The sequence below is a fragment of the Candidatus Methylacidiphilales bacterium genome (genome assembly GCA_033875315.1).
Taxonomy (GTDB): domain Bacteria; phylum Verrucomicrobiota; class Verrucomicrobiia; order Methylacidiphilales; family CAZTYG01; genus JANRJG01.
On sequence record JANRJG010000038.1, the window covers coordinates 214888 to 233796 of the forward strand.

The following is an 18909-nucleotide window of genomic DNA, read 5'->3' on the forward strand; positions in this document are numbered from 1 at the left end:
CGGCGTTAAGGGACTGCCGCCCGACAGAAACGAAGAGACGAAGGGGATTCAATCAGAAGAACATCTTGATGAAGGCCTTCGAGCGGAGGCCATCAAGCCAGTCCTGCTGGAGGCGCTCCCGCTCCTGTTGCAGGAGTGTGTTCTCGATGCGCTCACGGACATCGTTCAGGGCAATCACCGTTGATTTGCGGATTTCCTCGACTTGGAGAAGGTAATAGCCGTCTTCGGTTTCAATGATCGGGCTGTTCTGGCCGGGCATGAGGTTGAAGGCCACCTTGGTCAGCTCCGAACGCAGACTGCTTTCAGACACCCACCCGAGGTCGCCGCCGTTCTGGCGCTGGGGCCCGTCCGTGTAGCCGCGGGCCAGGCTGCCGAAATCGGAACCGGTTTTCACCTTGGCCAGGATGTCCTCCATGATCAAACGCTGGGGATCGACCTCGCGGGTCTGGCCCTTGGCGTCGGTGCGCTTCTCCTTGAAGAGCCCCTTGCGCAGGAAGATCATGCGCAGCTTGGCCTGGTCGGGCTGGACAAACTGGCGGACATTGTCCTGATAATACTGTTCGATTTGATAGGGTGAGACAATGACCGACGAGGAGACATTCCGCGAGCGCATGGCCTGGACAATGATCTGGTTGCGGATCTGTTCCTTGAAACTGGTCACCGACATGCCATTGGCCTGGAGGGTGCGGATGAGGGCGGTGCGGTCGCCTTCGTACTGGTCCTTGACGATCTTGCGGATGCGTTCCTCGATGACGTTCTCGGGGATGAAGAAGCCCTTGGTGTTGAATTCCTGGATGATCAGCTCCCGTTCGATGAGCGACTTGAGAGAACTCAGCCGCGCTTCTTTGACTTTTTCGACCAATTCCACGCCAGAGTAAAGATCCCGGTACTGGGCCTCGGTCGGGTCGACTTCCTTGCGCACCTGGGAGAAGGTGATGACCTTGTCATTGACGACCGCGGCAACGCCGTCGACCACCTGGGCCCGGAGGGAAGGGACCGGTGCGGTCAGGACAACGAGGACGATCACGCCAGCGGCGCGCTGAATGACTTTAACCATTTTTCGATTTCCAACAATCTGGCCTTGGCGGACTGGGTGGTCAACCGGGGAAACTTGCCCCCGACCATGACGAAATCACCGTTCCGCGTCAGCATGAGCTTGTCGCCCTGGGTTTCCACCCGGGTGAAGTTACCGTTTAAACCGTTGATCTTTGCACGGTTATGGAGGAGAAGCAACTCCACAGATTCAGGCCATTTGCCGTAGCGGTCTTTCCACCGGGCCCGCAAGCGGGTCCATTCGTCGAGCGATTGCAGCTCGGCCAGCTCCCGATAAGCGCTGATCCGCCACCCGGTATCGGGGATGTAGGCGGCCGGAATCAAAGCCGATTCGACGCCTGGGGCGACGGTTCCCTCGCCCACATGGAGAAAATCCAGGCGGAATTGGATCTCGCGGTCGGCGACCTCTTTTCCGCCCTTGATCCGGGACACCGCGCGCTTGAGCAGGCGGCAATACAAATCAAATCCGATGGCGCTGATATGGCCGCTCTGGGCGGTGCCCAACAGGTTGCCCGCGCCGCGGATCTCCAGATCGCGCATGGCGATCTTGAAGCCCGCGCCAAGCTGGCTGTACTGGCGGATGGCCTGGACCCGCTTGCCCGCGTCGCCCTTGATCAGGTCGCGCGGCAGCATCAGGATGGCGTAGGCCCGGTTCTGGGCCCGGCCCACCCGGCCGCGCAGCTGGTAAAGATCGGCCAATCCGAACCGGTCCGCCCGGTCGATGATGATGGTGTTGGCGTTGGGGATGTCGATCCCGCTTTCGATGATCGTGGTCGAGACCAGCACGTCCGTTTTACCAGCGACGAAGCGGGACATGACGTCCTCCAGTTCGTCCTCTTCCATCTGGCCGTGGCCCACTTCCACCCGCGCGCCCGGCACCAGGAAACGGATGCGGTCGGCCACCTGCGTGATGCTGTGGATCCGGTTGTGGAGAAAAAAGACCTGCCCGCCCCGTGCCAGTTCCCGCTGCACCGCCTCGCGGATGATCCGCTCATCGTAGGCGCAGACACTGGTCTCCACGGACAGGCGGTTTTTGGGCGGGGTTTCGATGGTCGACATGTCGCGCGCGCCCATCAGGGACATGTAGAGGGTGCGCGGAATGGGGGTGGCGGAAAGCGTGAGGACATCGACCAATTGGAACCGCTCCTTGAAGGCCTCTTTTTGGCGGACACCGAAGCGTTGTTCTTCATCGACCACCACCAGGCCCAGGTCCTTGAATTGGATATCGGCGGAAATGACCCGGTGGGTGCCCACAACGATGTCGACCCCGCCCTCGCGCAGGGCCCGGATGGTTTCGTTCTGCTGCTTTTTCGGGACAAAGCGGCTTAGCAGCGCCACCTTGATGGGATAATCGGCCATGCGCTCGCAGAGGTTCTGGTAATGTTGTTGCGCCAACACGGTGGTCGGCACGAGGAAGGCCACCTGCTTGCCGCCCATGACCGCCTTGAAGCAGGCCCGGATGGCCACCTCGGTTTTGCCGAAGCCGACATCCCCGCAGATCAGGCGGTCCATCGGGCGAGGGCTTTCCATGTCCTCCTTCGTTTCCTCGATGGCCGTCACCTGGTCGGTGGTCGGCTCATAGAGGAACGACCCCTCGAATTCCTTCTGCCAGGCGTTGTCGGCGGGGAAGGTGTGACCCCGGGTCAACTGCCGTTCGGCCTGCACCTTGAGCAGGCGGGCGGCGTAATCCATGATCGCCTTCTCCGCCTGCGCCTTGGCCCGGTCCCAGCGCCCTCCTCCCAACGCGTCCAAGGTGGGGTGCTTGCGACCCACCCCAACGTAACGCGACACCAGGAAGGCCTGTTCGATCGGCACGTAGAGTTTGGCCTCATCGGCAAACTGCAGGACCATGACCTGCCGTGTCCCCTCCCCGCTTTCCGCCGGGATTTCCGACATCCCCACGTAAAGACCCACGCCGTACTCCACATGCACCACGTAGTCGCCCTCGGCCAGATCGCTGAAGTCCATGGCCTGCTTGCGTGATCGCACCGCGGCCAATCGGTCCTGGCGCCGCATGGAACGCAGGTTCTGGTAACGGCCGAAGATCTCGGCATCGCAGAGCACCACCATCCCCCCGGCCGGCCAGACGAAGCCGCGCAGGAGGGGCGAAAGGACAAAGCGGACCGCACCGTCGAGCCAGTCCCGTCCGCGCGGAAAGGACTCGGTGATCCATTCGCGCAACCGCTGTTGCTCCCCTTCATTGTTGCAACTCAACCAGACGGACCACCCCTCGGACACCCAGTCTTCCATGTGTCCGGCCAGCAACTGGCGTCGATTTTCCTGCAACACCGGGTCGGGGGAAAACGACTGGAGAAACCCATGTTCCAGGAAGAGTTCCCAGACCGCGCCCCCGCCCCGCTTCACGGCCGCCGCTTCTGGTTGTTCCCCGTTATCTTTTTCTTCTTCCGGCTCCTCCCAGACCACCCGAAGGCCATCCGGCGGCAGGTAATCCTCCAGGGTCGAATCTCCATGGACTTGCGAGGGATCGGCCAGTTGGATTTCCGCGGATTCGAGGGACCGGACCGATTGCTGCTCCGCCGGATCGAATTCCCGCAAACCATCGACCTCGTCGCCGAACCATTCGACCCGCAGCGGGAGGGCGGCGTGCCAGGAAAAAACGTCCATGATGCCGCCGCGTCGGGCGAACTGGCCGCGCTGGGCCACCAAGCGTTCCTCGATGTATCCAGCGGCAATGAGTTCCCCGGCCAGAAGATCCATCGGAACCCCTTTCCCCTTGGTGATCCGTCGCATGGACCCGGCCAGCGACTGCGGATCGGGAACAGGCTGCCCCACCGCCGACTCGGTGGTCAGGACCCAAGCGGAAGACTCGCCCCGGAGTTTGCGCAAGACGGCCATCCGTTCAGCGGCCAGATCGGGGTCGGGCTGGCTATCGGCGGCCGATTCGGTCAGTTCGGGAAAAAACAACACCGGACAGCCCCAGGCCTCCAGGTCATGGGCCAGCTCTTCCTGGTGGCGGATGTCGGGCGCGGTGAGACAGAAGGCGCGGTCAGGATGCAGAGCCCGGAGTCCCGCAAGGACAAACGCGCGGGCGGGGGCCGGGAATTGCCCCACGGAACACACCCCCTCCGGGCAGAAGGCTTCCAGCGCCTTCCGCCATCCCGGACGCGCCAACGCCGCATCCAAACAGGCTTTCAAACCATTTCCGTGAACCAAAGGACGACCAGCCTACCATGGACTTCACCTCGAAGCGACTAGAAGGGGGGAAATTTTCCTTCGTGCGCGTGCTTCGGGGGTCAGGCAGGGAGGGGTTTACCCCGATCGAGTTGGGGTGGTGGATTTTGGCTTCGCTTAACTCGTAAAATGTCGTTTTCGAAAGGCAAAGCCCGAGCCGGTTTTGAGGTAGCGCTCAAAATCGAGTGCCAGGGTTTTTGAGCGAAAGGCACCATACCATTCGATTACCCAGGGCATGTAAGGTTTGCTGCTGCGACAAAGGCCTCGGTTGTGTTCTGCAAGACGGCTTTTCAAGTCAGCAGAACTTCCAATGTATATCTGCTTAGGATCTGACTCCGATCTCAAGATGTAAACATAGTGCATACACGCCCCCTTCGATTCAAGAGGTGGGCTAGCCACCCGAAGCCTTGGCGAAGGGTGGCGGATCCTCCTTCGTCCGAGCACTTCGGAGGACATGCAGGGAGGGATTTACCACGCTTTGCCGTGGTGGTGGGTGATGGCTTCGCTTTCTTTGACTCGTCCTGGCGGACGCACCGCTGAACCAAGGTTCGACTCAATGTTATACGCTCGCTTCGCGAGGGCCGCGCCTTGAGCGCGGACAGGGAGGGATGGGCCACCTAGCCGGTTCTGTTTGCACCCTCCGGGCTGTTTGATGGACGGCACCGAACCCTTCGGTGCTGGAGCTCGAACTTCGTTCGAATCGTTTATATACGCTCGCTTCGCGAGGGCCGCGCCTTGAGCGCGGACAGGGAGGGATTCGAACCCTCGTTACCTTGCGGTAAACACGCTTTCCAAGCGTGCGCATTCGACCACTCTGCCACCTGTCCCGGGTCGGGTATGAAGGGAGAAGGTAACCCGCTCCCTCCCCGGGCGTCGAGCCGAAAAGGTTGGCCGCCCAAAGGCCTTTCCGGCAGGTTGGACCGCCATGAGATGGCCCCGCATTTTCGTCGCCGTCCTGGCCACCCTGGCCGTCCTGCTTTTGGTGGCCCTGATTTCCCTGCCCCTGGCCCTCCGTTTGGGGAAAACCCCCCTGGAAAACTGGACCCGATCCCCGGGCTTCCAGGAACTGATCTCGCGTGAGGTTTCCAAATCCATGAAGGTCGACGGGACTTTCGGGCCCATCATGGTCACAGGCATGGAAGCCCGGACGCCTTCCTACACCAGCACCGGTTGGCCCGGCGAGGCCATCGGATCGCTGGATGCCTCGGGAATCCACGCGGTCTTCAATCCCTGGGCCATCCTCCGCCGGGTCTGGCAAGTGGACCGGATCACCATCGATCATGGCACCTTCGTGCTGCGCCCGCCGGTTGACGCGCTCAAGCGGCCCCGGGTCGCCGGTCCCAAACCCTGGTATGCCCTCTTCATGCCGGTGCGCTTTTATTGCCCGGAAATCATCTGCCCCATGGCGCGGGTGGAATTTCCCTTCCAGGGCCAGACCGGTGTGCTCGAGGACCTCAACCTCCGGGCCCGCATGATCGGTCGCGATTTCGAATACCGCGCCGATGCCGGGCGGGTCCGGTTTCCGCTTTTTCCAGTCATGCGCGTCGAGGACCTCGACCTGTTCCTCACGCGGGAAAAGGTCGACATCCGCAAGGCACGTCTGGCCGGCTTGGACGGGGATCCCGGCCGGGTATTCCTCTCGGGCCGGATCGGGATGAGGGAGGACCGCTCGATCCGGGCCCGGGTGGAGGTGGACCAACTGCCCTTCGGCCAGGCCCTACCCACCGAGTGGCTTCAAAAACTGGACGGACGCCTGACGGGCAAACTGGCCTGGGACACCGATGCCGGCGGGTTGAAAACCTCCAGCGACGGCGAAGTAAAACTGGAGAACGTCGAAATCCGTGGTTGGAGTTGGCTGGAGAACCTGGCCCGCGTGCATGACAACGAGGACTTGAAGACCATCCGGGTGTCGCGGGCGAAGTGCTCGTTCGCCTTCGACGGCAAGACGTTCCGCATCCGGCATCTGGATGCGGACGCAGGCGAATTACTGGGATTGAGCGGTGAGGTGGACCACGAGGCACAAACCAAGCAGACACGGGCCAACCTCACCCTGGACCACTTCGATCTCAAACGCTGGTTGCCCTCGGATTTCAAACCCCGGGTCGACGCGCGCGGGACCGGGAGCGTTTTTTGGGAAGGTTCCTGGAAGGAGCCCCTGGAATCGCGGGCTTCCGGCAGCCTGCACCTGCCGGCCTGCCGCTACCGCCTCCGTCCTTTTGTCATGGCGCTTTTGCAGCGCTACGATGTCCATCTGCCCCCGCAGATTGACTGGGAAACGGTGGATCTGAATTTCACCCAGGCGGGCAGGCGATTCGATGTGACCCACCTCGGCCTTAAGGCCCAGCATGGGTTGACGGTCGAAGCGTATGGCCACTGGGTCATGGACCAGGCTTGGGAACTGAATCTCGACCTCCAGGGGTTGGACGCCGGTTATTGGCGTCCACGCAAGGGCGACGGACGGGTGGCAGGCAGGGTTTCCCTCACCGGCCAGTGGAGTTCCGCCAGCGCAAGGCTGGAAGACGGCAGTGGGACGGCCCGGGTCCGCCTTGAAGGCGCCCGCTTCCAGGAATTCGCCTTCCAAAAAACCCTGGCCCGTTTCCTCAAGCGCAAAGAGGTGCGCGATCTGCGCTTCGAGCAATTCGAGTTCGCCGGCACGGGCGATACCAAGCGGTTGAAAATCGAACGGCTGCGGTTGTTTTCGCCGGGAAAGATCGGACTGGAGGGAAACCTGGATGTGGCGGCGGAAGGACCCTTGTCCGGAACGGTCTGGGTCGGCTTGCCCGCATCCTGGTTGGGCTGGTTGCCGGAAGCGGAAACCACGGTCTTCACCCGGAAGAAGGAAGGCCTCTGCTGGGCCCGGGTAAGGATCAGCGGCACGATGGAAAAAATGGAACAGGACCTGACCGGCCAGATTCTAAAAACCCTGCGGCGTCACCCTCTGGCCCTGGCCGACCTGGGTGTGCGGGCCCTGAGCTGGTGGCTGGGTGATGCGCTGGGACTTTATTCGGAGCCGTGACCGGCCAGCCGGGGAAGAACCGTCGTTCAGAATTTGCCCTTGAGACCGAGTTGGGCGTAGGGGGCGGAACCCCCATCGTAGTTCAATCCGTCTTCGTTGCGGAATCTGAGGGAACGCTCGAGGGTGTATCCCAGTTCGGCTTCCAGTGTCACCGCGGGATGCACGCGATAACGCGCCCCGACACCGGCCCGCACTTCCTGGTAACTGACCACGTCATTGTTGAAGTCCTGGCGTCCGACATCACTGCCATGGTGCTCACTGACACGGTAGCTTCCCCCTTTGATGCGTCCGCCGGCGAAGAGCTGGATCTGGTCGCTGAAGTCATACTGGATTTCCGGCTCGGGCAGGATGGCGTTGAGCGTCCACTTGTCGGCAAACTGCCAGCGGACCCCGACACCGGGGAAGGCCGGGCTGTCCATCAGCCCGTTGATCTTGGTGGAAAAAAGCGGATCGACGGCCAAGCCGAAGACAATTTGCAATTTGCTGTCCACCAAATAGCTGAACCCGAGGATGATCGGGGCGTTGAAATCCGAGGTGGAAATGTCCTGGAAGTCGCTGTACAGGCCCGGGGATACTTCGAAGCGCATGAGCCAGTGCTCGGAGAGTTCCACATCGGCCCCAAGGGTCACGGCCACACTTTGGAGGGTGTTCGGGAGGAGGGTGTTATCCGGGATGTCGAGGGAGTAACGGCCGTAATCGACTCCGGTGCGGAGGGCGACTTTTTCAGCCACGGGTGTGGTCATGACGTAAAAGAACTTGGACGCCTGCGAACCGAGTTTGCCGACTTCTTTGTCGCCCTGGTCGATCTCGCCTCGGTCGGTGTAACTGTGGCTCAGGCCGAACTCATGGCCAATGGCCGAACGTTTGGGGCCCTCTTCCACCTTCAGCCAATCGGCGTCTTCGGCCACCACAGGCAGGCAGGCGGCTCCCAGACAGAGGGAGAGGGTCAAGGTGAAGGCGGACGTTTTCATCGACTGGAAACTGCCACAATGCTCCGGGAAATCCACTTTTTTGTACAATCCGGGCGACACCCCGGCATCATCACCGGATGGACACAAAAACCGCCCGCCGCCGTCTGCCCGGATGGGCAAAAATGGCAATACTGCTGATGGTCTTGCTCGCGGCCGGACTTTGGTTGATCACCGGCTTGTTGGCCGACCTGGCCACCCGTGTCCCGCCGACCTCCCGTCCGTCTTTCCAGCCCGGCCTGCTGCACATCGACGCCGAACGGGTCCGATTCCGTTCCCTCGACGGTTTGTCGCTGGTCGCTTGGTGGATGGATGCCCCCGGAAACGGAAAACCGGTGGTGGTGATCCTGCACGGCTTTGGAGCGAGCAAGGAACACATGCTCAACTACCTTCTGCTGGCCCATCAGGCGGGCTGCCCGGCCCTGGCCATCGATTTTCGCGGCCACGGGGAAAGCGACCCCAGCCTGACCAGTCTCGGTTACCACGAACAAAAGGACGCCGCCGCTGCCGTGGCCTGGGTCCGGCAGCGCCGGCCCGGTTCCCCGGTGGTGCTTTGGGGTACCTCGATGGGGGCGGTCACCGCCCTCCACACCGCCGCCCACCACCCGGAGGGCATCAGCGGGGTCATTGCCGACGCCCCCTTCGACAGCCTGCACCACACCATGGTCCGGCACGCGGATTTGTTTTTTGGCCTGCCGGAATTCCCCCTGCTGACCCTGACCGAACCCCGGATCGAGGCCCGGGCCGGTTTCCGCATCCGCGATGTCGACACGGTGGAAGCCCTGAAACTGGTCAGGGTTCCCGTCCTGTTCATCGCCGGGGAAAATGACGTGCGCATGCCGGTGGCGTTGGTCCGGTCGCTGCACGACGGCTACCGGGGCCCCAAGGCCTGGTATGTCATCCCGGGCACCGGCCACGAATACCGCCCGTTCGAGAAGGAATTCCAGGAAATCGTGACCGGATTCCTCCTGCGGCCGCCGGCCGATCCCTAACCCGTTGTCCGCAATCCACTGGCGATGGCGTTGATGGAAAGCAGGATTTGCGGCAACAATGCGGCGGCCTCGCGCGCCTGGTCCCGGTCGCGCAATTTCCTCCAGTGCCGCAAGAGGTCAACCTGTTGGCGGTGGAGCGACCGGAGGGGGGCATCGCGGAGTTCGAGGGTCTTGAGCATGCGCGGGCGGCGTTGCTCCAACGGACGGCCGCCAAAGATGCGGTCGAGCATTTTGCGCGAGCGGCGGTATTCGCCACGGATGTCGTCGAGGAAGGCCCGGCGCAAGGCCGCCGCAGGTACCAGGCCGGCGTAATCGGCCATGATCACCGGATCCGCGCTGGCGAGGTTGGTTTCGACATTGGTCAGGACGTAGCGCAGGAACGGCCACTTGCCGATCCGCGAACACAGGACCTTGAAGAGGTCCGGTTCTTCTTTTTCCAGGCGTTCCAATGCCGTCCCAACGCCATACCAGCCGGGCAGGTAGAAACGGGACTGGGTCCAACTGAAGACCCAGGGAATGGCGCGAAGATCGGCCAGGGTGCGGGCTCCGGTCCGGCGGCTCGGGCGTGAACCGATGCGGCTTTGCTCCAAGGCGTCCAGCGGGGTGGCCTGGGTGTAGAAATCCATGAAACCCTCCCGGTGCAACAAGGCCCGGTAGGCCTCGCTGCTGAATCGGGACAATGAGGAGGCAATGGCCTCATCGGAGCTGTGCGGCACCGAGCGCTTGCGGTGATGCAGGGTGACGCCGGTGACCCCGGCCAGGAGGACCTCCAGATTGAAGGCGGCCGTGATCTGGTTGGCGTATTTTTGGGCGATGGTTTCCCCTTGTTCGGTGACGCGGAGATCGCCCAGGAGCGACCCGTGGGGCAGGGCCTCGAGGAAGCGGTGGGTGGGTCCGGCTCCGCGGCTGATGGTGCCACCGCGACCATGGAAGAAACGGATCTCGGTCCCGCATTCCGAGGCCACGGTGGCCAGTTCGGCCTGGCCCCGGTGCAGAGCCCATTGACTGGCGAGGATGCCGACGTCCTTGTTGCTGTCGCTGTAGCCGATCATCACCTGCTGGACCGGGCATTTGACCCGGGGTTGCTGGCGCTTGAGCGAGGCCCGGGTGACGGGATGGTCGAGGAACTTGCGCATGATGCCGGGCGCGGCCTCCAGATCCTCCAGGGTCTCGAACAACGGCACCACCGGCAGGTCGCAGACCAGTTGTCCCGAGTGCGCGGTCGCCAGTCCGGCTTCGCGGGCCAGCACATAAACCACGAGAAGATCCGAATAGCGCCGGGTCATGCTGGTGATCAATGCCCCCAATCCGTCCGCGCCGTGGCGGGCCAGATGGCGGGCCAGCACACGGTAACAGTCCAGAACCGCGGTGGCCTCGGGCCCCACCGGGGCCTCGGCGTGGAGGAAGGGACGGGGAGAACGCAGTTCTTTCTCCAGGAAGCTCACCCGCTCGCTCTCGCTCCATTCGGAAAAATCCGCACCATCGAGCCCGGCGGCCACCATGAGCTGGGAAAGGGCCTTGTCGTGGAAGGCGCTGTTCTGGCGCACATCCAATGCCGCCAGATGGAATCCGAAAACCGAGGCGGCGCGGATGATCGGATCCACCACGGAGGCAGCGACCCGGCCGGCCCCGATTTTTTGCAGGGACTGGCGCAGGAGCTTGAGGTCGCCGATCATGTCGTCAGGACCTGGATAGGCCCCGTCGTGTTCAAGGATCTCCACCCGTCCGAGTTCGTTGAGGGCCGCCGGCATACGGGCCATGATGAGGCTGGCGAATTGACGCCAGGGCTCGAGGGGGTTGCGGGCCACGGCTTTCTCCCCCCGGGCTCCGAGGAGGCGGATATTGCGGCGGATGGCTTTGTCCAGAAGGGCCGGGGCGGCATGGTCGGCGGCGTTGATGCTGAGGTGGCGGGGAAGTTTCTCCACCATGCGGAAGAGGACCAGCAGGGCCTGTTCGCGCAGTTCCCGCAGGGATTCCTCCGTGACTTTGGCGGTGACCAGCGGGTGTCCGTCCCGGTCGCCGCCCACCCACGAACCAAAACGCAGACGGGGCAGTTTTTGCGGGTCGGCCAGCAACCGCTTGTCCCAGCCCACGGCCTCCCAAGCCTGCCGCAGTTGCAGGTCCAACCGGGGCAGGACGGCGGGGAAGACCTCGCGCAGGTAATACATGATGGTCTGGCGTTCCTTGGAAACACCCGGCTTCTCCAGGAGGACCTCGCCGGTGCGCCAGAGCTGCTCCAGCACCACCTTGATCTGGGCCCGGTTGGCCCCGAGTTCGAGCGGCGTCCACATCTGGTTCTCGCGCTGCACCAACAACACATAGAGTTCCCGGTGCAATTCCAACACGGTGGAACGCTTGGCCTCGGTCGGGTGGGCGGTCAGGACCGGCTCGACCCGGATGCCGGGAAGGGCGGCTGCCACCGCCTCCGGCTTCCATCCCGCCGCCTTGAGATCGCGCAGGTGGTCGGCCCATAGACCCGGCTCCACCTGGGGGGGTTCGGTGCTGGCCCGGGCCCGGCGCATCTGCGCGGCCACATTTTCTTCCACCAGGTTCAGCAGATGAAAACCGATGGAACAGGCCTGCCCCAGCTTGGTCGTGAAGGGGGCCGCCTTGGACGGTGCCTTGGTCCCGGACGACCAGGGAAGCTGGGCCGCCACCTCGCTTTCTCCCAATTCCACCAAGACCTCCCGGAAGGCCCCGATGAGAAAGGAGAGATCCTGGTCCAGCTTGGAAAAACCCACTTCGCGAAAATCCTGTGCAGTCACGGCGGGGGAGGATGAGCAAAATCCGTGCTCAGGGCAAACCGGAAGCTTTCGGGGAGAATAAATTTTTCTGGCACAAGCCTTTGTAAAAAATCGACCGGTTGCCCTTGCCTTGCCGGTCGCACTCAGTAATTTGTCGCACCAAAGGAGTTAAAATGCTGTTCATCATCTTCATCGTCACCATGGTGATTTCGCTCGTGGCCGCCGCCCGGGTGAAGTCCACCTACCACAAATACGCCCAAGTCCCGGCCGGCTCCGGCCTCACCGGGGCCACCGCCGCCGCCCGCATCCTCGCCGCCGCCGGGATCGACGACGTCGAAATCGTCGAACACCAGGGTTTCCTCGGCGACCACTACAACCCCATGAACAAGCAGCTGGTGCTCTGTTCGGAAAACTTCCATGGCGACAACGCCGCCGCCCTCGGCGTGGCCGCGCACGAATGCGGTCACGCCATCCAGCACAAGATCGCCTATGCCCCCCTGCAATGGCGCATGGCCTCGGTCGGCGTCACCACCTACGCCAACCAGGTCGTCACGTGGCTGCCGATCATCGGTTTGTTCATGGGCCTGATCTCGACTCCCCAGATGTTCCTCATCATGGCCATCGCCTGGGGCGTGATCATGCTCTTCAACCTTGTCACCCTGCCGGTCGAATTCGATGCCTCGCGCCGCGCGGTGGTCATCTTGAACAAGATGCGACTGGTCACGACCGAGGAAGCCGATATCGGCGTCCGCAAAGTCCTGAACGCCGCCGGTTGGACCTATGTGGCCGCCTTCATTACCTCGCTGGCCTACATGCTCTACTACCTCCTGCCCCTCCTCATGGGCCGACGGAGCGACTGAACCGGACCTCTCCCCAAAGGCGGGCCCCACCAAAAGGGCCCGCCTTTTTTGTGCCCTCCCTTTACCCTCGCCAATCTAAAATCGGAAATCTAATTTCATTCATGTCTTCCGTTCCCGTCCGACGGCGAGAGATTTTCGGGTGGGCCTGTTACGACTTCGCCAACTCCTCCTTCACCACGGTCATCATCACCGTGGTTTACAGCATCTACTTTGTCGAATCGGTCAATGGCGGGAAACCCGGCGGCTACGGACTCTGGTCGCTCGTCCTCGCCCTTTCCCAAATCGTGGTCATCGCCACCGCGCCCTGGCTGGGTGCCGTCGGCGACGTGACCGCACGCAAGAAAACCTTCCTCGCCCTCTCCGCCTGGGTCTGCAGCCTGGCCACAGCGTCGCTTTTCTGGACCGGACCCGGCACCCTCCTCCTGGCCTGTGCCCTCGTCTTCCTGGCCAACATCGCTTTTTCCATCGGGGAAAATTTCTGCGCCAGCTTCCTTCCGGAGATCAGCACGCGCGAGAACGTCGGACGCATCTCGGCCTACGGCTGGGGCTTTGGTTACTGCGGCGGCCTGCTCAGCCTGGGGTTGGCGCTATTCCTGATCAAGGGAACAGCGCTGGCCGACCCCGTCCGCTGGACCTTCGCCATGACCGGCGCCTTCTTTTTCCTGGCCAGTCTCCCCACCCTCCTCCTCTTGCGCGAACGCGCGGTCCCACAGCCCGGTATTTCCGCCGCCGGGGCGGCCCGGGCGGCCTGGGGCAAACTGGTCGAAACCTTCCACGAAATCCGCCACCACCGCACCCTGGCCTGGTTCTTCGTCTCCTTCTTTTTCTATATCACCGGCCTGTCCGCCGTCTTCGCCTTCGCCGCCATCGTGGCCCGCGACCTTTACGGATTCACCCAGGAGGAGGTGATCATCCTTTTTGCCGCACTCCAGGTCACCAGCACCCTCGGAGCCCTGGGCTTTGGCTGGCTCCAAGACCGCTGGGGTGCCCGCCCCGTCTTGATCGCCTCCCTCCTTGGTTGGGTGGTGGTGTCGTTTTCCGCCGGTTGGTGCACGGACAAGACTTCCTTCTGGATCATCGGGGCCTGTGCCGGCCTGGTCATGGGCTCGACCCAGTCGGCCAGTCGCGCCGTCGTTTCCAGCCTCACCCCGGCCGGCCGATCCGGGGAATACTTCGGGTTCTGGGGATTGTTCGGCAAACTCGCCGCGGTCGTCGGCCCGCTGGCCCTGGGCCAAGGGGCCGAGATTTGGAGCCTCCGCACCGCCACCATGGTGAACACGGTATTTTTCATCGTCGGTCTGGGGGTGTTTATCGCCATTCGTTGGAAACCCAAAGCGCAGGCGGCCTGAGTCCCCACCGCCCGTTCCCTTTTTTCTGCGTGCCCGGGACGGTGGGCCGTGTTTTTATACCGCATGGACCGGACACGGCAACTGGGGTGGGCGGCGGTAACGGCCCTCGTGGCCGTTGCCATTTGGATTTCGCTCATCATGGGCACCGCCAATGGGCTGGATGTGGCTCGTTGGCCGGCCCTGCCCTTCGGCCATCTTCCCTGGCTGGCACAACCCAATTTTTATGACGAAATGGCCTTGCTGCACATGGCAGATGCCGTCCGCGATGGCAGGGACCCCTACGGGGATGCCCGGGGGCAAAGCGGGCCCTACCTCAATAATTACCCTTCTATCTGGGCCGGGATCCGTCATCTGGGCCTGGGCGTGGAGGATGCGCGCCCTTTCGGGCTGGCTCTGGCCGCACTCTACCTGGTCGCTTGGATGGTTTGCTTCCGGCCGTTTCAAGCCGCACAGACCGTCTGGTGTCTGGCCTTTCTGCTCTCCCCGCCCTCCCTCAACGCCATGGCCTCGGCTAACAATGAAATCGTCATTTTTGCCCTGATGGTGGCCGCAGGCCACTTCGCCGCCCGAAGCCGGGGGGCCTCCACCGCTCTAGTGGTCCTGGCCGCCCTGCTCAAGATCATCCCTTTCGCCGCCCTACCCGTCCTCGTGGACGGAAAGCGCCGGACCCTCCTCTGGGTGGCCGCAGGGTTGGTCATTTGCACAGCCTGGTTCGCCTGCCACAAGGGTGAATTGCAGCAACTGAACCGGTCCACCCCCCGGCCCAATATCTGCGCCTTCGGCAGCGGAGTGCTCGGCTCCCGCCTCAGTCAGTCCCTTTCGGCCAACCCGGAAGAGTCCAACGCACTTCCGCGCCACGGCCATTTTCAATCCCCATCCTGGTGCCATGGGCTTTATCAATTTTTGCTCGTCGCCGGCTTCCTCGGCCCTTTGCTTTTCGGTCTGCAAGGGCTCCGCCGCGGATGGAACGCCCCCCCCACCCCCGATGATCCCAACCGGGTCCTCTTCCGTATGGGAACCATGCTTTATCTGACAGCCTTCGCGCTCGGCCACAACTGGCCCCACCGCCTGATTCTCCTCTATCTCGCGGTTCCCTGGTTGGCCTCGCATAAATCGCTCCGCTGGCTGGCCGCTCTGGTCTTGGCGGTCGGCTATCTGGTCAACTCGATGGAGGGCCAGGTGTTCCTCGCCGTCCAAGTTGCCACCTGGATGCTGGCCCTGCGCCTGGCCTTCGAACTCGGACGTAGCCTGGCTCCGGACATCGCGGCCTCATACAGGGCCCTGGGCCTCGCTCCGGCATGGAAAGCACAAACCCCACCCCACACCCCCGCGGTTTGATCCTCCCCCGCTTCTTTGTACAGTTTCGCGTGTTTCGCGCGTCCCTTCGTGGTTGAATCCCCCCATGGAAGCCGAGAAAAAACGCGAGTGGGCCACCTACCGCAAGCTCGACCTCCAGCGCCAGCACAAGTCGCGGGCCAAGCGCGACGCCCTCGCCTCCGGTGGCCTGCATCTTTTCATCGGCGGCAGCGACCCCGACCGCCCGTGGTTGAAAGTCGCCCGGGCCGATTACGTCCGGGTCTGGAAGGAAGTCGATGCCGAACTCGCCCGCGACCAACCCGATCCCGCCGCGCGCGAACTCCTGCGCGTGCGCCACGAGCAGATGGTATACGACCGCCTCCTGGCCCAGTCCTCGGAGATGCGCGGTGTGGGCGACACCTTCCAGAAATCCCATGGGCGGGCCATGACCACGCACGAGCGCGAGCTTTACGCCCGCATCAGCCGCGACCGCGACCACAGCCCGCTCACCCCCCAGGAACGGGCCAAACGCGTGCGTTCCCTCTGGATGCACGGGTTGATGGACAAGATCCGTCGCAACCAATCGGGCAATCCCCAGCGCATGCAACAAATCTGGGCCGAAGTGGTCGGACCCGAGGCCGCGCAGGATTCCACCCTGGATTACGTCGATGCCGTGCGTGGTCTGGCCGTCTGCCGCACCACCAGTTCCATCCGTGCCCAACAACTCAAGCGCGAGCCCGGTCTGGCCGCCAAACTGGGACAGGCCCTTGGCCAAAAAATCACCCGCATCGCCTTCCGCTGATTTTCCATGCCGTCCTCCGTCCCCCGTCCTTCCGCCTCCGCCCGGCCCGCGGTGGACAAGCCGTCTCCTGATGGCTGGGACCTGATCGTCATCGGAGGCGGGGCCGCCGGATTCTTCGGCGCCCTGTCTTTTGCCGCCACCCGCCAAGACAAGCAGGCCCGCACCCTCATCCTGGAAAAAAGCCCGCGCACCCTGGCCAAGGTGGCCGTCTCCGGCGGCGGGCGCTGCAACGTCACCCACCACTGCTTCGAACCCCGCGAACTCGTGAAGCACTACCCGCGCGGCGGCCGGGCCCTCATCGGGGCCTTCACCCGCTGGCAACCCCGCGACACCGTCGACTGGTTCGAGGCCCGCGGCGTCCGCCTCAAGACCGAGGACGACGGGCGGATGTTTCCCCTCACCGACCACTCACAAACCATCATCGATTGCCTGGAGGGCGAGGCCCGCCGTCTGGGGGTCGAAGTCCGGACCGGCTGCGGGGCGGAGCGACTGGAACAGACCGGCGGCGGTTTTGCCGTGCACACCCCGGCCGGCATCCTGCACGCCGCCCGGGTGTTGGTGGCCAGCGGCGGAACGCGCAGTGGCGAGACCCTGGCCTCCGCCCTCGGACACGTGATCATCCCTCCGGCGCCCTCGCTCTTCAGCTTCCACATCCGCAATCCGCTCTTGGAAGGCCTGGCCGGTCTGAGCATGGCCCGGGTGGCGGCCTCGGTTCCGGAAACCGGGCTGCGCCAACAGGGCGCCCTGCTGGTCACCCACAACGGCCTCAGCGGACCGGCCATCCTCCGGCTCTCGGCCTGGGGCGCGCGTTGGATGCAGGAACAGAACTACCACTTCCCCGTGAAGATCGACTGGCTGCCCGACCACGGGCCCGATGCCCTGGCCGAGCGCTTCCGCCAAGTGCGGGCGGAATGGAACCGCAAGCAGGTCGGCACCCTGAGCCCCTTCCCGGAAATCCCCCAGCGCCTCTGGGAACGTCTGGCCGCCTGTTCCCTCAATTGGTCGGAATGGAGCCGCGAGTCCGAAAAAATCCTCACTGACCGCTTGAAACAAACCACCCTCTCCGTGGCCGGTAAAAGCATGAACAAGGAGGAATTCGTCACCGCCGGGGGCGTCGACCTGGCCGGGGTCGACCTCCGGACCATGGAAAGCCGGACCGTGCCGGGGCTTTACTTCGCCGGCGAGGCCCTGGACATCGACGGGGTCACGGGCGGATTCAATTTCCAAGCCGCCTGGACCACCGGTTATCTGGCCGGGACGGCGGCCGCCCGGGCTGGTTGATCCTTGTCCGCAACTTTTGGCAGATTGCCCGCGAAACACTCGTAAGCCGGATCTATAAAAGCCTCAAGGGGGAGGCCGAAGATTGAAGATTGTGTCACGGAATACTGGACCACGTATGTTCGCCTTGTTTGGCCTGTTCCAACATTTTTTCGCGCTTTCACGCGTGTTTAGCGGGCAGCGCCGCTTTGCACTTCCTTGAGCCGCAGGGCGGGCTATCGTTCTGGATCATGTCCGAGGTGATCACCGCACAGAGTTTGGGAAACCTCCGGGGCGATGTGCCTCTCTACGGGGTCATCGGCTGGCCGGTTGCGCACTCGCTTTCCCCAGCCATGCAGGAGGCCGCCTTCCGCGCCTGCGGCCTTTCCGCCCGCTACCTGAAGATCGCCCTGGCCCCCGAGGAATTGGCCGCCGGTGTGGAAGCCATGCGACGCCTTCCCTTTGCCGGTTGGAACTGCACCATTCCGCACAAGAATGCCCTTTTCCCGTTGATGGACCGGGTGGAGGCCAGCGCGGAAGCGATCGGTGGCGTCAACACGGTCGTCAACAGGGATGGAACGCTTGAAGGGCACAGCACTGACGGCGCGGGTTGGTCGCGGGCCATCCGGGAGGATTTCGGCGTCGAGGTCCGGGACCAGCGCATCTTGCTGCTCGGCGCCGGCGGCGCGGGCCGGGCCATTGCCCACCAAGCGGTGAGGGAAGGATGCCGGTCGTTGGTTCTGGTCAATCGCACACTTGAAACCGCCCACGAGCTGGCGAGGGAACTGGACCAAGCGGAGCGTGTCCGTGTGGTGGCGTGGGAAAACGGCCCACTGGCCGGGGCCTTGGATGCGACCGACCTGATTGTCAATGCCAGCTCGGTGGGGTTGAAAGCGGAAGATCCCCCGGCCCTGGCGGGCTCCCTGCTCCGACCTGACCATCTGGTCTACGACACCATCTACAACCCCTCACCGACCGGTCTGTTGCGGGAAGCCGCCCGGGCCGGGGCCCGGACCGCCAACGGCCTTTCCATGCTGCTCCACCAGGGCGCCTTGTCGTTTGAAATCTGGACCGGAAAAGAAGCGCCCGTTGAGGAAATGCGGCAGGCGCTGGCGGCAGAGGCTAAAGCGCACCGCGTTTGATTGGCAGTGGTTTCCACTGGTTTCTCTTACTCGCACTCGTGCTCGTTCTCTCCCATTCAGAGAGCACGAGAACGAGTAAGAGTATGAGAACGAGTGGTAGATTAGATGCAAAATGCCCCAATCTTCTCAACTTGCACTCAAAACGTCCTGCCCGGGCGACGGCAAAGACCGGGGTTTTCGATTGTTTCCCGGGCCATGCCCCGCCCTCACACAAAAACACTGAATCTTTTTATTATTT

General features: G+C 63.2%; 12 protein-coding genes and 1 tRNA gene. 8 read left to right on the plus strand and 5 right to left on the minus strand.

The genetic code is table 11. The annotated features are described in order from the left end of the window. Positions 1–52 precede the first annotated feature (52 nt). The 3 genes from SFU85_11545 to SFU85_11555 all read right to left on the minus strand — a co-directional run bounded on the left by SFU85_11545 (position 53) and on the right by SFU85_11555 (position 5072). Positions 53–1057, minus strand: coding sequence for a peptidylprolyl isomerase (locus SFU85_11545; protein MDX6767412.1), 1005 nt, complete (start codon positions 1055–1057; stop codon positions 53–55). Beyond that, positions 1024–4209, minus strand: coding sequence for a transcription-repair coupling factor (gene mfd / locus SFU85_11550; GenBank protein ID MDX6767413.1), 3186 nt, complete (start codon positions 4207–4209; stop codon positions 1024–1026). The genes SFU85_11545 and mfd overlap by 34 nt, the downstream gene beginning before the upstream one ends. 778 nt (positions 4210–4987) lie before the next feature. After that, positions 4988–5072, minus strand: a tRNA-Ser gene (locus tag SFU85_11555). Positions 5073–5170: 98 nt separating this feature from the next. On the opposite strand from SFU85_11555, the gene SFU85_11560 reads away from it, so the two are divergent. Continuing rightward, positions 5171–7261 carry a hypothetical protein gene (locus tag SFU85_11560; protein ID MDX6767414.1) on the plus strand — a complete coding sequence of 697 codons (2091 nt, stop codon included), beginning with the start codon at positions 5171–5173 and terminating at the stop codon, positions 7259–7261. A 26-nt stretch (positions 7262–7287) separates the two neighbouring features. On the opposite strand, the gene SFU85_11565 is transcribed toward SFU85_11560, so the two are convergent. Next, the gene (locus SFU85_11565; GenBank protein ID MDX6767415.1) at positions 7288–8292 is read right to left on the minus strand and encodes a DUF6268 family outer membrane beta-barrel protein; all 1005 of its coding nucleotides are present in this window, start codon (positions 8290–8292) and stop codon (positions 7288–7290) included. 17 nt (positions 8293–8309) lie between these two features. On the opposite strand from SFU85_11565, the gene SFU85_11570 reads away from it, so the two are divergent. Then, positions 8310–9221 (plus strand): alpha/beta fold hydrolase, encoded by a 912-nt coding sequence (locus SFU85_11570; protein ID MDX6767416.1) that lies wholly within the window; start codon positions 8310–8312, stop codon positions 9219–9221. On the opposite strand, the gene SFU85_11575 is transcribed toward SFU85_11570, so the two are convergent. Then, on the minus strand, positions 9218–11986 hold the full coding sequence (locus tag SFU85_11575) for a phosphoenolpyruvate carboxylase (protein MDX6767417.1): 2769 nt from the start codon (positions 11984–11986) through the stop codon (positions 9218–9220). The two genes, SFU85_11570 and SFU85_11575, sit on opposite strands and share 4 nt — an antisense overlap. Positions 11987–12138: 152 nt before the next feature. Here SFU85_11575 and SFU85_11580 point away from each other — a divergent pair, with 152 nt between their 5' ends. From SFU85_11580 to SFU85_11605, 6 genes are all read left to right on the plus strand, one after another. Next, positions 12139–12825: a zinc metallopeptidase gene (locus SFU85_11580; protein ID MDX6767418.1), complete on the plus strand. Its 687-nt coding sequence runs from the start codon at positions 12139–12141 to the stop codon at positions 12823–12825. 101 nt (positions 12826–12926) lie between these two features. Then, positions 12927–14174: an MFS transporter gene (locus SFU85_11585; protein ID MDX6767419.1), complete on the plus strand. Its 1248-nt coding sequence runs from the start codon at positions 12927–12929 to the stop codon at positions 14172–14174. 63 nt (positions 14175–14237) lie between these two features. Next, entirely contained in the window at positions 14238–15512 is a 1275-nt protein-coding gene (locus SFU85_11590; GenBank protein ID MDX6767420.1) for a hypothetical protein, read from the plus strand. 64 nt (positions 15513–15576) lie between these two features. Beyond that, complete coding sequence (locus SFU85_11595) at positions 15577–16272, plus strand: hypothetical protein (GenBank protein MDX6767421.1); 696 nt, start codon at positions 15577–15579, stop codon at positions 16270–16272. A gap of 6 nt (positions 16273–16278) precedes the next feature. Continuing rightward, positions 16279–17553 (plus strand): NAD(P)/FAD-dependent oxidoreductase, encoded by a 1275-nt coding sequence (locus SFU85_11600; GenBank protein ID MDX6767422.1) that lies wholly within the window; start codon positions 16279–16281, stop codon positions 17551–17553. A gap of 227 nt (positions 17554–17780) precedes the next feature. Further along, a complete protein-coding gene (locus SFU85_11605; GenBank protein MDX6767423.1) occupies positions 17781–18671 on the plus strand; it encodes a shikimate dehydrogenase in 891 nt (296 codons plus the stop codon). Positions 18672–18909: the final 238 nt, after the last annotated feature.